Raw genomic sequence first — 13,335 nt, forward strand, 5'->3', positions numbered from 1 at the left:
CCCGTCAGCGTCAGCGGTGAGGCCACACCGAGCGAATAGAGGACTCGGTACGGCGACACCGCAAGCACGTCCATGGCGAGCACCACCCCGTCCCGGCAGCGCCGCGCCCGCAAGCCCGCGCGACTGCGGGACGGACCCCGAGGAACGGCAAGCGATCCTCGGGAGGCGAACCCGCCACCGGCAACCACCCGGCATCCACCGGGAGGCCGCACCACTCCCTCAGGGACGGCAGGCAACCACATCCGCCCCTGGCAGGGACGGCGCGCGGCCAGGCGAAAGCCGAAGGGCCGGAACCGGAAGCCGAAGCAAGACCAGCAGGGCCAGCAGGGCCAGCGAGGGAAGCAAGTAGAGCACCGGGAAGGAGGCGACCAGGCGCATGAGGACCACGACCATGCACATGAGCACGAGCACGAGCACGAGCATGTCCGGGCCGATCCCGTCGACTGCCGGCTCCCTCGTCGCCGACCACCCGATCGCTGCGACGTCGGGCCGGACTCGGCGAGTTCGGCCGATGGCAACGATCGGCCCGGGTCCCGAATCCCGCCTCAATGACGGCAACACATCCGAATCTCGCCCACCTCGCAGTCGCTGATCGCTTTGACCGCGACCGACAGCCAGCCCGCACGGCGGCATCGCACCCCAGACCTCATCCTCGCCGTTCGGTCGCTGATCGCATTGACCGCAACCGGCAACCAGCCCGCACGGCGGCATCACACCCCGGATCCACTCCCCCGCCGTCTTGTCGTTGACTGCTTTGACCGCGACCGGCAACCACCCCTCACGACAGATCGCACCCCGGATTCACTCCCGCTGCCATCGCCCGCGCAGGCCGCCGTCCCGGCTGCAAGAACCATGTCTGAGCGAGCACCCCGACCCGGTCGGCGACCAGGGTCGAGCGGCATGCGAAGAAGGCTCAATCAGATCGCTGGGATACGCAGGTGTTTCACCCGCCATATCAAGGAAAACGAGCGAGCCTCACGCGCGACTCACCCGTCCCCCGATTCACCGAATCAGGACCAAACACTCGCTAAGCGTTTCCGGGGCGGTCGCCTCACAGGGGCAGGTACGGCGGGCGGTCCTCCTTGCCGTGGAGGTCGGTGTCCCAGGGTTCGAGCGGTTCGAGGACGGGGTGGGCCTTGTAGGGGCCGTAGTGGAGGGCGCGGGTGACGAACGGGTGCGGGTGGCGTTTGGCGATCGACCAGGCGAGCGGGACGGCGGCCGGGTCGGGGCAGACGACGTGGTCGGCGGCGCCGATGTCGAGGCGTCCCATCCGACGCAGGGCGATCGCGCGGAGCGCCTGGTGGCGGACGGGCCGGTAGACCTTCCAGAAGAGGTTGCGGCGGCAGAAGCCCGCGATCTTGCGGTGGGCGCGGCGGGCGAACCCGGCGCCGGGGACCTTCCCGTCGAGGCGGCGCAGCACCGCGGCCGGGGCGCGTTCGACGACCGTCTCGTAGAGCCACAGGAGCGGCTGGCGGTTCTCGGGTCCCGCGAGCGAGTAGACCTCGACGCTCGGGTGGAGGGACGGCGCGCGGCGCCAGCCCTGGCCGTCCGCGACGACCGCCTGGACGCGCACGCCGCGGCGGGCCATCTGGTAGGCGTAGTCGTTGGCGCGCTTGACGGCGCCGTTGCCGAAGAGGAGGATCACGACGCGTTCGGGCAGCGGCTGCAGGTCGGTCGCGGCGCTCATCGCGGGCCCCCGTTCTCGGCGATGGCGCGGGCGCGCCGCTCGAACGCCTCGATCGCGCGGTACCTGGTGAAGCCCGCCGCGTAGGCGCGGGCGCGCTCGGCCAGGTCCGGGTCGGCCTTGCGGGCGGCGTCGCCCGCTTCGGCCATGGCGGCGGCGACCGCGCCCGGCTCGAGGCCGCCGGGGTTGAACCAGAGCGGGTAGTCGTGGAGGAGTTCCTCAGCGGCGGAGCCGCTCTCGTGCACGGAGACGATGGGGCGTCCGGTGGCCATGTATTCGAAGATCTTCCCGGAGGTCACGTATTTGGAGCCGCCGACGAGGAAGACGAGCACGTCGCTCGCCGCGTAGGCCCGGCCGATCTCGGCCTTGGAGACGGGGCCGTGGTGACGGATGCGGTCGTAGTCGTCGTCGAGGCCGATGTCGCTGCGCATCCGCGACTCGTACTTCGCGAAGAACCCGAGGTGGCCGTACAGGTCGAGGGTGGCACCGGGGTGTGCGCCCAGGTCGGTCATGGCCCGGAATCCCGCGAAGAGCGCGTCGACGGGCTGGTTGGCCGTCAGGGTGCCGATGTAGGAGTAGGAGAGGGGGCGGTTCTCGTCCGCCGTCGCATCGGGGATCTCGGGGAGGACGTCGGGGTCCCAGCCGTTGAGCATCACGTGCATCCGCTCGGCCGCCCGCGGGTACCGGTCGGCGTGCCACCCGCGGAGGGCCTCGTTCACGAACAGCGCCTCCGCCGCGTTCTCGAGGATCCGCTTCTCCCACTGCCACGCCTTGTCGCCCTTGGGGAACGCATCCTCGTTCGTGAACAGGTCAAGTGTCCAGGAGTCGCGGTAGTCGACGATGTACGGCAGGCCCGTGCGCCTGCCGAGCTCGTAGGCGGCGCCGAAGGCCGAGAACGGGTTGCCGGTGGCGATCACCAGGTCGAAGGGGTTCTCGGCGTGGAGGCGCAGGCCCTCCTCGACCGCGGACTCGCCCCAGGACGCGTACCGGTCGGGGAACTTGAAGCGCTGCTTCCACTTGTGCCAGCGGGCGGCCAGGAACGGGAAGTTCCCGCGGAAGGGCCCGAACGCGCGCACATCGGTCTCCCACATGAAGTCGTCGAGCTCGGGGCTGACGGTGGCGATGCGCGGATCGACCGTGGTGAGCAGGCCGTCGTCGGTGGAGCCCACGACGTCGGTGAGGAACCATTGCGGGACGCGCGCGACGGTGACGTCCCAGCCCGCCTCGGCGAAGTAGTTGGCGGTGGCGCGGGCCCGGTAGACGCCGCTGGCGCGCGAGGGCGGGAAGTAGAACGCCAGGTACAGCAGCCGCGGCCGGTCAGCGGTCACGGTCGCCTCCGGGGAACGGCTCGTACGCGAAGGTCGTGCGCGTCTCGGGGTGCGCGTCGAGCAGTTCGGGAACGAACTCGGCGGCGAGTTCGATGGCGGACGATTCGCAGAGGACGAGCCAGTCTGGTTGCACCGCTTGGACACGGGCGTGGACCCGTTCGAGGCGGTGGCGCTCGCGCATCGCCTCGGTCGCGCGTCTGCGGTTCGCGTCGAGCGGGCCCGTCACCTTCCGCTTCCAGCGGCGGGCGGCCTTGTCCGCGGGGCCGCGGAGCGGGCCGCGGCCGACGCGGCGCAGCAGGCCGAGCGGTAGCCTCCGGGCGAAGATCGCGGTCGCCCGAGGCTCGCCGGCGTCGATGGCGTTGGCCTGCAGCCATTCGACGTCGACCCGGGGGTCGAGGTCCCAGCCTTCGCGGTTGACGCCGGCTTCGGCGATGAGGACCACGCGGTGGCCGTCGTCGAGGGCGCGGCGGGTCTCGACCGCGACGGCCCGCTTGCGGGCGGCCTGCGGCGCGAGGAACAGCAGGTTCACGATGGGTCTCCGAACCAGATCCGGTGGTGGTGGGCGCCTACGGCGTCGTAGGAGTATTTGGCGCGCAAGTGGTCCCGCGCTCGCGGGAGGTCGGTCTTGCCGGGGTAGCGGTCGCGCAGGGAACGGTAGGCGTCGGCGAACGCCGACGGGTCGTCGACGACGTCGACGAGCTGCCCGGCGTCGTCGTCGATGTCCTCCAGCACCTGGTCCGAACCGCCGGAGCGGGTCACCAGGACCGGGGTCCCTGCCGCGAGCGCCTCGACCACGACCACGCCGAACGTCTCGTGCCGGCTGGTGTGCACCAGCAGGTCGTGGTCGGCCATGAGGCCCGGGATGTCGCCCGGTTCGACCGCGCCGATGAAGTCCACCGCGTCCTCGACCCCCAGTTCGCCGGCGAGCGCGAGGAGCTTGCGGCGCAGCTCGCCCTCGCCCGCGAGCGTGAGCGTCAGGCCCGGGTCCTCCGCGCGGCAGTCGGCGAAGGCCCGCAGCAGGTAGTCGATGCGCTTGCGTTCGATGAGCCCGGCCACGGACAGCCAGCGCCGCAGCGCCATCGGCGGTTCGGGCCGCTGGACGGCGAAGTCGATCGGGTTGGCGATGTACGCGAGTTTCCCCACGTGGTGCGGGAAGACCTCCTCGATGAGCCGGTGCAGCGGCTCGCCGACGACGAAGAGCCCGGCGCAGCGGTCGAGGATCTCGTCGTAGAGCGCCCGCGCGTCCGGCTGGGCCAGCAGGTCCTCGAGGAACGACGAGTGCTCGGTGAGGTAGACGCGCGCACCGGGCCGGGCGTTCTCCAGCGCCGCGTACCCGCCGTACATCGGCACGTGCGCGTGGATCAGGTCCGCTTCGATCGGCTTGCCGCCCAAGGCGACACCGAGCCATTCGGCGTACCTCCGGGCGTGCACGGCGTGCTCGCGGCTGCGTTCGATCACCGCCGGAAGCCGGTAGAGTCTCGCTCCGGCGACGGCGGGCGCCGGGGCGAGGGCGCGCGGCAGCAGCCGGCGCTGGAGCTCGCGGACCCGCTCGAGCTTCGCGGGCTCGCGGGTCACGGCCCAGCCGTCCAGGTGGTAGACGTCGATCTGGTCCAGTCCCGGGGCGACGGCCTCGATCATCGCCTGCACGAACGAACCCCGGTAGGGGCGCTGCGCGTCCGGGTACCAGGGGGTCACCACGGCGACGTGTCTCCGGGCGTTCACCGCGGCAGCTCCTTCGTGAGTTCTTCGTACAGCGCGACATATTCGTGCACCTGGCGCTCCCACGTGTACTCCGCGAGTGTCGCGGGGTCGCGGTAGGCGGCCCGGTAGGACTCGGGGTCGGCGATGACCTTGTCGATCGCGGTCACGAGGCTGCCGACGTCCCCCGAGGTGAACACCTCCCCGTTGCCGATGCGCCGCACCTCCTCGGAGAGGGTCTTCACGTCCGAGACGATGAGCGGCAGGTGCGCGTGGCTGTACTCGAAGAACTTGTTCGGCAACGCGATCTCGTGGTTGATCGGCCCGGTCTGCATGGGGTGGATGCCCATCGTCGCGGTGGAGAGGAACCGCGGCAGGTCCGCGTAGTCGACATAGCCGCGGAAGTGCAGCCGCTCCGCCATCCCGTACCGCTCGCCCAGAGCGACCAGCGACTGCACGTACGGGTGGTTCGGCCGGTTGACGAGGAACGCGACATGCAGCTCCGGCACCTGTCGGGCCGCCTCGATGATCATCTCGATCTTCCGCTCCGGTGCGGCCCAACCCGAGTAGACCGCCAGCGGCGTGTCCGCGCCGAGCCCGCACGCGCTGCGCACGTCGCCCGGGTCGGGACGGCCCGGATCGGGCGTGAGCGGCGCGTTGAGCACCACCGCGGGCGTGCGGTCGAGCCCGTGATGTTCCCGCAGCAGATCCGCGAGCGGCGCCGAGACCGTGACGATCGCGTCCGCGTACGGCAGATACCGCCGCTCGTAGCGGACCAGGGACTCGAAGCGGTCGGCAGGCAGGGTGTCGCAGCCGGGCACGAATTCGTGCGCGTCGTACAGCAGCTTCACCGATTTGCCGCGGCGGCGCAGCGTCGCGGCGGCGCGGGCGCAGAACCCGATCGGGTACATGTCGTGCGCGTGCAGCAGATCCGGTTCGAGCCTGAGGATCTCAGGACGCAACGCCAGCTCGATGCGCACCGCGTCATTGTCGAGCCGCCGCCACACCCGGTCCCCCAGCAGCAGCGTCCACCAGCGGCGTGAAACCCGGTCCAGGAACCCGTTCTCACGCGCGAGGTACCGGTCGCGCGCCTTGGTCTGATCGATGCGGCGGCCGATCCACACCCGCTGGGCCTTCCGGCCCGCGCGCCGCACGACCCGCGGCATCCGGAGCAGGCCGTCGCGGCCGCGCTCGGCGCCCATCGCCTCGACCTCGATGCGCTCGGCCTTGATCCGCTGCACGCCGTGCCCGGCGCGGACCGAGTCGCGGTACGCCAGCGGGTACTTGAGGGCGGCGGCGCGCCAGCGCAGGGTGCGGGGCGGGTCCATCTTCGGGACCGGGATCTTGTGGTACTCGACGTCGCCGTGCCGGTAGTGCTCGGGTTTGCGGGCGACGGAGAGGCCGACGAGGTGGACCTCCCAACCTTCCTCCGCCATGGACTGCGCGGACTTCTGCACCCGCGAATCGCCGTCGATGCGATTGGCGACCACCATGACCACCCGGCCGGGCCGGGTCGCCCGGAACGCCTGGGGTTCCCCGGCCATCACGCGGCCCTGCCCAGTTCGGGGGTGCCGATGAGCTGCTCGTAGACGCCGGTGAGGTGCTCGGCCTGGCGCCGCCAGGTCCACTCCTCGAGCGGCACCCGGTCGAGGTAGGCCCCGCGGTAGCGCTCGGGATCGGCGAGCACGAGCTTCACGGCGCGCGCGAAGTCCTCCGTGTCGCCGGCGCGGAAGACCTCGCCCTGACCGGTGCGGCGCACCTCCTCGGCGATGGTCTTCACGTCGGACACGACCATGGGCAGCCGCGCGTGCGAGTAGTCGAAGAACTTGGTGTTCAAGGAGATCTCATGATTCTGATGGTGGTGGTTGGGGCTGACGCCGATGTCGGCCGCGGCGATGAACCGCACGACCTGATGGTGCGGAACGTGCGGAAGGATGTGGACGCGGTCGGCGACGCCGAGCTCTTCGGCGCGAGCGGCCATGCGCCGCACATACGCCCAATGCGGTTTCGACACCACGAGCGCCGTGTGCACCTCCGGCAGCGACGGCAGCGCCTCGACCATGATGTGGATGCCGCGCTGCTCCAACGGCACCCCGCTGTAGATCATCAGCGGCGTGTCCTTGTCGATCCCGCAGAGCTCGCGCAGGTCCGGCACCTCGTCCCCGTCGCCGTGACGCTGCTCGGGCGTGTTCATGACGACGGCGGGGCGCCGTGGGAGCCCGTGCTCCGCGATGAGGAGATCGGCGAGGGGTTCGGAGACGGTGACCACCGCGTCGGCGAACGGGGCGTGCTCGCGCTCGAAACCGAGCTGCGCGGCGGGCCACCACGGGTGCGGCTTCCAGGGCTTCATGCCGGGCAGGAACTCGTGCGCGTCCCACACCAGCTTCACGTCGCGCCCGGCGGCCTGGGCCCGGAGCTTCGCTCGGGCGCCCACTCCGAGCATCTGGAAGTCGTTGGCGTGGATCAGATCCGGCTCGAGCTCGTCGATGACCGGACCGAACGCGAGCTCGAGGTCCCACAGGGCCGGGTCGAGCCGCCGCCAGGCGCGGTCGCCGAGCAGGGCGGCCCAGAAGCGGCCCGCGGCGCGGTCGACCGGGGAGGCGGCCGCCGCGCGGCGCTCGCGCACGCGCCGGCTCAGGCGGGTGCGGGCCCGGATCCAGCAGGCCGCGGCGTTCACGGCGAGGGTGCGGGCGCCGAGCGCGAGGCGCGGGCCGGGCCCGCCGCCGCAGACCGCGAGCCGGGCCTTCGTGTACGCGAGGTCGGCCTTCCAGGCCTGCACCTGCTTGCGCCGGTAGGTCTCGAGCGGGCCGGGCGGGTAGGCGAGGGGGCTGCGCAGCCAGGGGCGGCGCACCTCGTGGCGGCGCAGGTCGAAGTCGCGCCCGGTGGGCACGAGCCGCACACGGGCCCCGCCGAGGTCCCATTCCTCGGCACGTTTCTCGCTGCGCCCCAAGAGGATCACCTCCCAGCCCGCGGCGGCGGCGGAGGCGGCCTCCTTCTGTACGCGGGAATCGCCGGTGACGCCGTTCTGCACCAGCATCACGATGCGCCTGCCCATGGTTCCTCCGAATGGTCGTGGCCGGACGAACTCCGACCCCCGTACAACGACAGATCGTACGAAACAGGTTCGTTCACCTTTCGTTGTCTCGCAGTTAGAAAAGGCGACTGACCTGCGCAATATGACGTTCGCTTGCTTCCGATGAGGTCGGATCGCAGCGCCTCTCCGTATACTCGTCCAGAAGCAGACCGATCTCGGCGAATGCCACGAATACATTGAAAGCAGCGAATGCCTTACAGGGTTCAGGAAAGCGCACAGGTGCACGAGACCGCCGCGGTCGGCGACGGCTCATCGATCTGGGAGCTCGCCCAGATCCGCGAGCACGCCAGCCTCGGCACCGACTGCGTGATCGGCCGCGGCGCCTACATCGGCACCGGCGTGCGCATCGGCGACAACGTCAAGATCCAGAACTACGCGCTCGTGTACGAGCCCGCGACCCTCGCCGACGGCGTGTTCGTCGGCCCGGCCGCCGTGTTCACCAACGACCACAACCCGCGCGCGGTCGCCCCCGACGGGAAGGCCAAGCGCGCCCATGACTGGGAGGCCGTGGGCGTCGACGTCGCCGAGGGCGCCTCGATCGGCGCCCGCGCCGTCTGCGTCGCCCCGATCCGCATCGGCCGCTGGGCGATGGTCGCCGCGGGCGCCGTCGTCACCAAGGACGTCCCGGACTACGCGCTCGTCATGGGCGTGCCCGCCCGGTTCGCCGGCTGGGTCGGCCGCGCGGGCGAGCGCCTCGAGGCCGACGGCGACGGCGAGTGGCGCTGCCCCCAGACTGGAGAGCGGTACGCGGAGCAGGACGGCGTCCTCTCCCCCATTGCAGAGCAGAAGGAGCAGCAAGCGTGAAGGTCGTCAGCATCGTCGGGGCCCGCCCCCAGCTCGTGAAGCTCGGCGCGGTCGCGAAGGCCTTCGCGGGCACCGAGCACCGGCACGTCGTGGTCCACACCGGGCAGCACTACGACCCCGAGCTCTCGGACGTGTTCTTCACCGAGTTCGGCATCCCCGAACCCGACTTCCACCTCGGCATCGGCTCGGGCAGCCACGGCGCCCAGACCGGTGCGATGCTCGCCGCGATCGACCCGATCCTCGAGGCCGAGCAGCCCGACTGGGTGCTCGTCTACGGCGACACCAACTCCACCATCGCCGGCGCCCTCTCCGCGGTCAAGCAGCACCTGCCGGTCGCGCATCTCGAGGCCGGTCTGCGCTCCTTCAACCGGCGCATGCCCGAGGAGCACAACCGCGTCCTCACCGACCACTGCGCCGACCTGCTCCTCGCCCCCACCGACGAGGCCGTGCGGCACCTCCGCAACGAAGGCCTCGGCGACCGAGCCGTGAACGTGGGCGACGTCATGGTCGACGTCTGCTTCCACACCCGCGACGCCGTGCTCGCCGCGGGCGAGGGCCCGGAGCTGCCCGCCGGGATCGACCCTGCGCAGCCCTTCCTCGTCTCGACGCTGCACCGCGCCGAGAACACCGACGACCCCGAGCTGCTGGCCGCGCTCATCGAGTCGCTCGCTGGCCTGCCGATCCCGGTCGCGCTCCTGGCCCACCCGCGTCTCCAGGCCAAGGCCGACCAGTACGGCCTCAAGCTCACCCAGGGCAACCTGCACGCGGGCAAGCCCCTGCCGTACCGTCGGCTCGTCGCGGCCGTCCTCGCCTCCTCCGGCGTCGTCACCGACTCCGGCGGCCTCCAGAAGGAGGCGTACCTCCTCGGGCGCGCCTGCACCACGCTGCGAACCGAGACCGAATGGGTCGAGACCCTCGAAGGCGGATGGAACGTCCTCGTGCCCCGGCCCGACCGGCTCCCGCTCGAGGAGTGGCACGCGACCGCGACCCGACCGGCCCCCGAGGCCGCGCTCGACGCCCCGTACGGCGACGGCCGCGCCGGCGCCGCCGTCGTGAAGGCCCTGGAAGAGCACCTCGACTAGCCGGAGACGGCCGCGCCGGCCGCCGGGTGTCCACCCGGCGGCCGGCGCACTGCGAGTTCACCCCACATTCTTGATCCGGACAGCCCGGGGCCCTTGAGCTCCGTGCTAACGTCCACTATCATGTCAGCGTTCTCATCGGCCGGGGCTCCTCGTCCCGACAGCGCCTCTCCCGACAGTGCCGCCGGACCCGGGCGCGACGGGCAGCGCCCCCACCTGATCTACCTCGCGATCGGATTCCCTCCCGCCGCGAAGAGCTGCGCGTACCGCATGCGCGAGACCGCCAACCAGTTCACCGCCCATGGTTGGGACGTCACGGTCGTGACGATCGAGGACGAGTCCTGGGAACTCGAATCCGGCATCGATCACACCCTCTCCGAGCAGGTCGACCCGCGGGTGGCGCTGGTCAAGCTTCCGCTCCGCCGCGAAGACCTCGAGACCGACATCCGCCGGTACAGCGAAGACCGGGCGATCTCTCCCGGCGCCTGGATCAAGCGGCTGCGCGAACGCCAGCAGGCGGTCTTTCCGGAGGCGACCTTCGGCGACTGGCGCGGCGCCATCGAAGACGCCGTCCTTCGCATTCACCAGGACAAACCGGCCGACCTGCTGCTCGCCACCTGCGTGCCGTACACGAACCTCGCCGCCGCTTGGAAGCTGTGGGAAGAGGCCCGGGTCCCCTACGCCATCGACTTCCGCGACGGCTGGTCGATCGACGTGGTCGACGGCCACGTGGCCTTCGGCCCCAATACCGACGAGGGCCGCTGGGAGGCGAGAGTCCTCGGGTCCGCTCGCTCCCTGTGGGTCGTCAACGACCCGATCGCCGAGCACTACCGCAAACGCTACCCACAGCTCGCCGAGCGCATCCACGTGGTGCGCAACGGATACGACGCCGACAGCTCCCCCGGCCGCGCGCACCGTGCCGACCCGGCGTCGGGCCTTGTCTTCGGCTACCTCGGCACCGTGAATTTCGGCCCTGAGCACCTCAAAGCGGTCCTCGACGCCTGGCGGGCCGCCCGCAAGCGGGAACCGCTGCTCGCCAACGCCCGCTTCGAGGTGCGCGGCCACAACGGCCATGGCGCCCGCCGCGGCGCCAACCTCCAAGCCGACCTCCTGCGCGCCGCCGAGGCCGACGGCGTCTCCTACGGCGGCCCCGTCGCCAAGGCCGAGGTCGCCGCCGCCTACGCCCGGTGGGACGCACTGGTGCTCATCCTCATCGGCGGCCGTTACGTGACATCCGGAAAGGTCTACGAGTACATGGCGACCGGTCTGCCGATCGTCTCCGCGCACGCCATCGACCATGACGCCTCGAACGTCCTCAACGGACACCCTCTGTGGACGGGGGCGAGAGGCATCGACGCCGAGGCGATCGCCGAGGCCTTCATAGAGGCGGCGCACCTGGCCGTCGAGTCCACCGACGAGCAGCACGCCACGGCAATGGCCCACGCCGACCAGTTCACACGTGAGATCATCATGTCCGCGGCCGTCAAGAACCTAGTCAACGAGATGCAGACCGGGAAAGGCCGCGGGCAATGATCGACGTACTGTTCATCAGCAGCAATACGCTCCCTGTGAGCGCGATCGCCGAGACGGTCCCGACGCTCGTCGTCGACGGCGCGCGGGTCGCCTACGGGGCCTGCTTCCCGGAGCCGGAACTCGAGGACCAGCTCGGAGGCATCGGCCTCGCCGAGATCCACGGACTCCCCCGCTCCAACCTGCGCCGCGCCGTCGATCTCAGATTCGGCGAGCGCGTCTGGACTCGCTGCCGCACCGACAAATGGCTGCGCGCCAAGGCCCGGGCCGCCCACGTGATCGTCGCCGTAGACGAAGGCGCCATCTACACCGTCTGGCAACTGGCACAACGCAACCGCACGGCCAAAGCCGTCAACGGCTTCGCTCCCGCGATCAGCGCGGTCCGCGAGCTCACGAAGCTCGACAAGGTCCCCGCGCCCCGCACGACCCTGCCGCCCTCACTCATCGCGCGGGACTTCGGCCGAGCCGTGAAACGCCTGCCCGCCGCCGCCGCTCGCGTCCTCACCGCTCGGCCAATCATGCGCCGCGACCTGGGCGCCAAGCTCTGGCGCGTGCCCCTGCGCGCTCCCGGCGTCCCCGCGAAGCTCCGCCTCGCGACCGGCAGCCGCGTCGCGGAGGCCATGCGCTGGGCCGGCAAGCACACCGGCGCCGCCTACGCGCTCGCGCTGACCGCCGACAAGCTCGACGACCCGAAGACCAAGGCCGAACTGCTCTACGAAGCGGCTCAGATCGAATACGGGCGCGGCATCGTCTCGAAGCACACCGACAAGGCCGTCCGGGCACTGCTCGCCTACGCGGACTTGCTCCAAGTCGACGAGCGGTACCTCGAAGCCGCCGGCAACCTGCAGCGCGCCATGGTCCTCAGCTTCCACCGCGTCGCCCACATCGACGGCCTCACCTCCCCTTTGACCAAGAACCCCGCCAGGTTCATCAAGCCCTTCCACGAGTCCCGGGCCATGCAGACCGTCACCGCGCCGCGCGGCCGCCGTCTGCCCGCCGCCATCCCGCCCGCCCACCGCCCCCTGCGGCTGTTGGTGATGACCAGCGCGAACGATAACTTCCTGCCCCACATCCTGCAGCGCTACCGGGCTCACCCCTGCGTCGAAGTGCGATTCCTGGACACCGTGACGCAGACCGGTCTCAAACGCGTTTCTTGGGCCGACCGGCGGATCATGCAGGAGCGGCTCGGCGGCGACCCCGGTTACGCCGCCGAGGTCGAAGGCCTCATGCGGCCCTACCTCGACTGGGCGGACACCGTGTTCGTCGACTGGTGCGTGGGCCCGCCCGCGATGATCACCGAGATCGACCCCGGCGACACTCGTATCATTGTCCGACTCCACAGCTACGAGGCGTTCACCCGCTGGCCGCACCTCGTGGACTGGTCCCGCGTCGACGACCTCGTGTTCGTCGCCGAGCACCTGAAGGGCCTCACGACCGAACTCGTACCCCAGCTGCGCGGGCCCGGAGCGCCGCGCACGCCCGTCGTGTACAACGCGGTCGACCTCAGCTCATTCGCCCGCGAGAAGAGCCCGGAGGCCCGCTTCAACCTCGGCCTCGTCGGTGTCGGCCAGGTCGTCAAGGACCCGCTGTGGGCCGTCGAGGTCCTGCGTGCGCTTCGCGAGACCGACGACCGATACCGGTTGATCATGATCGGCGCCGACATGGATCGCGACTTCAGCCCCGCCACCAGGAAGTACCGCAACAAGATGGAGCAGGCGCTCGGTCCGCTCGTCGAATCGGGCGCTGTGGTCCGGCTCGGCGCGACCAGCGACGTCGCCTCCAAGCTCCCCGACGTCGGTTTCATTCTCAGCACCTCGGTCCGCGAGAGCGCCCACCTCGGGCTCATGGAGGGCGTCGCCAGCGGCGCGGTCCCCGTGGTCAGGGACTGGCCCTTCTTCGCGGGCAGCACCTACGGCGGCGCCCGCACGGTCTTCCCCGAGAGCTGGGTCGTAGACACGCCCGAGGCTGCGGCGCGGCGCATCATGCGGATCAATGCGGACGAGGAGGGCTGGCGCAACAGCGCCAAGCTCGCCGCGGAACACGCAATATCCACTTGGGACTGGTCGGTGGTCAGCCGTGATTTCGACGAGCTGCTGTTCGGCGAACCACGGTAGCCGC

11 protein-coding genes are annotated in these 13,335 nt (G+C 70.8%); 4 read left to right on the plus strand and 7 right to left on the minus strand.

Features of this window, described 5'->3' with window-relative positions; genetic code table 11:
• Positions 1–219: 219 nt before the first annotated feature.
• The 7 genes from JHY01_RS24115 to JHY01_RS24145 all read right to left on the minus strand — a co-directional run bounded on the left by JHY01_RS24115 (position 220) and on the right by JHY01_RS24145 (position 7,765).
• On the minus strand, positions 220–423 hold the full coding sequence (locus JHY01_RS24115) for a hypothetical protein (protein WP_205328266.1): 204 nt from the start codon (positions 421–423) through the stop codon (positions 220–222).
• Positions 424–1,051: 628 nt separating this feature from the next.
• On the minus strand, positions 1,052–1,687 hold the full coding sequence (locus JHY01_RS24120; RefSeq protein WP_205328267.1) for a hypothetical protein: 636 nt from the start codon (positions 1,685–1,687) through the stop codon (positions 1,052–1,054).
• The gene (locus JHY01_RS24125; protein ID WP_205328268.1) at positions 1,684–3,012 is read right to left on the minus strand and encodes a glycosyltransferase; all 1,329 of its coding nucleotides are present in this window, start codon (positions 3,010–3,012) and stop codon (positions 1,684–1,686) included. Before JHY01_RS24125 ends, JHY01_RS24120 begins: the two co-directional genes overlap by 4 nt.
• Positions 3,002–3,541, minus strand: coding sequence for a hypothetical protein (locus JHY01_RS24130; protein ID WP_205328269.1), 540 nt, complete (start codon positions 3,539–3,541; stop codon positions 3,002–3,004). The genes JHY01_RS24125 and JHY01_RS24130 overlap by 11 nt, the downstream gene beginning before the upstream one ends.
• Positions 3,538–4,734, minus strand: a complete 1,197-nt coding sequence (locus JHY01_RS24135) for a glycosyltransferase (protein ID WP_205328270.1) — start codon at positions 4,732–4,734, stop codon at positions 3,538–3,540. Before JHY01_RS24135 ends, JHY01_RS24130 begins: the two co-directional genes overlap by 4 nt.
• Entirely contained in the window at positions 4,731–6,254 is a 1,524-nt protein-coding gene (locus JHY01_RS24140; RefSeq protein WP_205328271.1) for a glycosyltransferase family 4 protein, read from the minus strand. Before JHY01_RS24140 ends, JHY01_RS24135 begins: the two co-directional genes overlap by 4 nt.
• A complete protein-coding gene (locus JHY01_RS24145) occupies positions 6,254–7,765 on the minus strand; it encodes a glycosyltransferase family 4 protein (protein WP_205328272.1) in 1,512 nt (503 codons plus the stop codon). Before JHY01_RS24145 ends, JHY01_RS24140 begins: the two co-directional genes overlap by 1 nt.
• Positions 7,766–7,993: 228 nt before the next feature.
• On the opposite strand from JHY01_RS24145, the gene JHY01_RS24150 reads away from it, so the two are divergent.
• The 4 genes from JHY01_RS24150 (at position 7,994) to JHY01_RS24165 (ending at position 13,331) form a co-directional block, all read left to right on the plus strand.
• On the plus strand, positions 7,994–8,608 hold the full coding sequence (locus tag JHY01_RS24150) for an acyltransferase (protein ID WP_205328273.1): 615 nt from the start codon (positions 7,994–7,996) through the stop codon (positions 8,606–8,608).
• On the plus strand, positions 8,605–9,690 hold the full coding sequence (gene wecB / locus JHY01_RS24155; RefSeq protein WP_205328274.1) for a non-hydrolyzing UDP-N-acetylglucosamine 2-epimerase: 1,086 nt from the start codon (positions 8,605–8,607) through the stop codon (positions 9,688–9,690). Before JHY01_RS24150 ends, wecB begins: the two co-directional genes overlap by 4 nt.
• Positions 9,691–9,903: 213 nt before the next feature.
• A complete protein-coding gene (locus JHY01_RS24160) occupies positions 9,904–11,220 on the plus strand; it encodes a glycosyltransferase (protein WP_374199584.1) in 1,317 nt (438 codons plus the stop codon).
• Positions 11,217–13,331 (plus strand): glycosyltransferase family 4 protein, encoded by a 2,115-nt coding sequence (locus JHY01_RS24165; RefSeq protein WP_205328276.1) that lies wholly within the window; start codon positions 11,217–11,219, stop codon positions 13,329–13,331. Before JHY01_RS24160 ends, JHY01_RS24165 begins: the two co-directional genes overlap by 4 nt.
• The last annotated feature ends 4 nt before the right edge of the window (positions 13,332–13,335 follow it).

It is taken from the genome of Glycomyces sp. YM15 (assembly GCF_016918015.1).
Classification (GTDB): domain Bacteria; phylum Actinomycetota; class Actinomycetes; order Mycobacteriales; family Micromonosporaceae; genus Glycomyces.

Excerpts from the sequence above, each read along its gene's own strand:
- JHY01_RS24145 (WP_205328272.1), bottom strand. The coding sequence starts at position 7,765 with ATGGGCAGGCGCATCGTGATGCTGGTGCAGAACGGCGTCACCGGCGAT.
- JHY01_RS24140 (WP_205328271.1), bottom strand. The coding sequence starts at position 6,254 with ATGGCCGGGGAACCCCAGGCGTTCCGGGCGACCCGGCCCGGCCGGGTG.
- JHY01_RS24120 (WP_205328267.1), bottom strand. The coding sequence starts at position 1,687 with ATGAGCGCCGCGACCGACCTGCAGCCGCTGCCCGAACGCGTCGTGATC.
- JHY01_RS24150 (WP_205328273.1), top strand. The coding sequence starts at position 7,994 with ATGCCTTACAGGGTTCAGGAAAGCGCACAGGTGCACGAGACCGCCGCG.
- JHY01_RS24115 (WP_205328266.1), bottom strand. The coding sequence starts at position 423 with ATGCTCGTGCTCGTGCTCGTGCTCATGTGCATGGTCGTGGTCCTCATG.
- JHY01_RS24165 (WP_205328276.1), top strand. The coding sequence starts at position 11,217 with ATGATCGACGTACTGTTCATCAGCAGCAATACGCTCCCTGTGAGCGCG.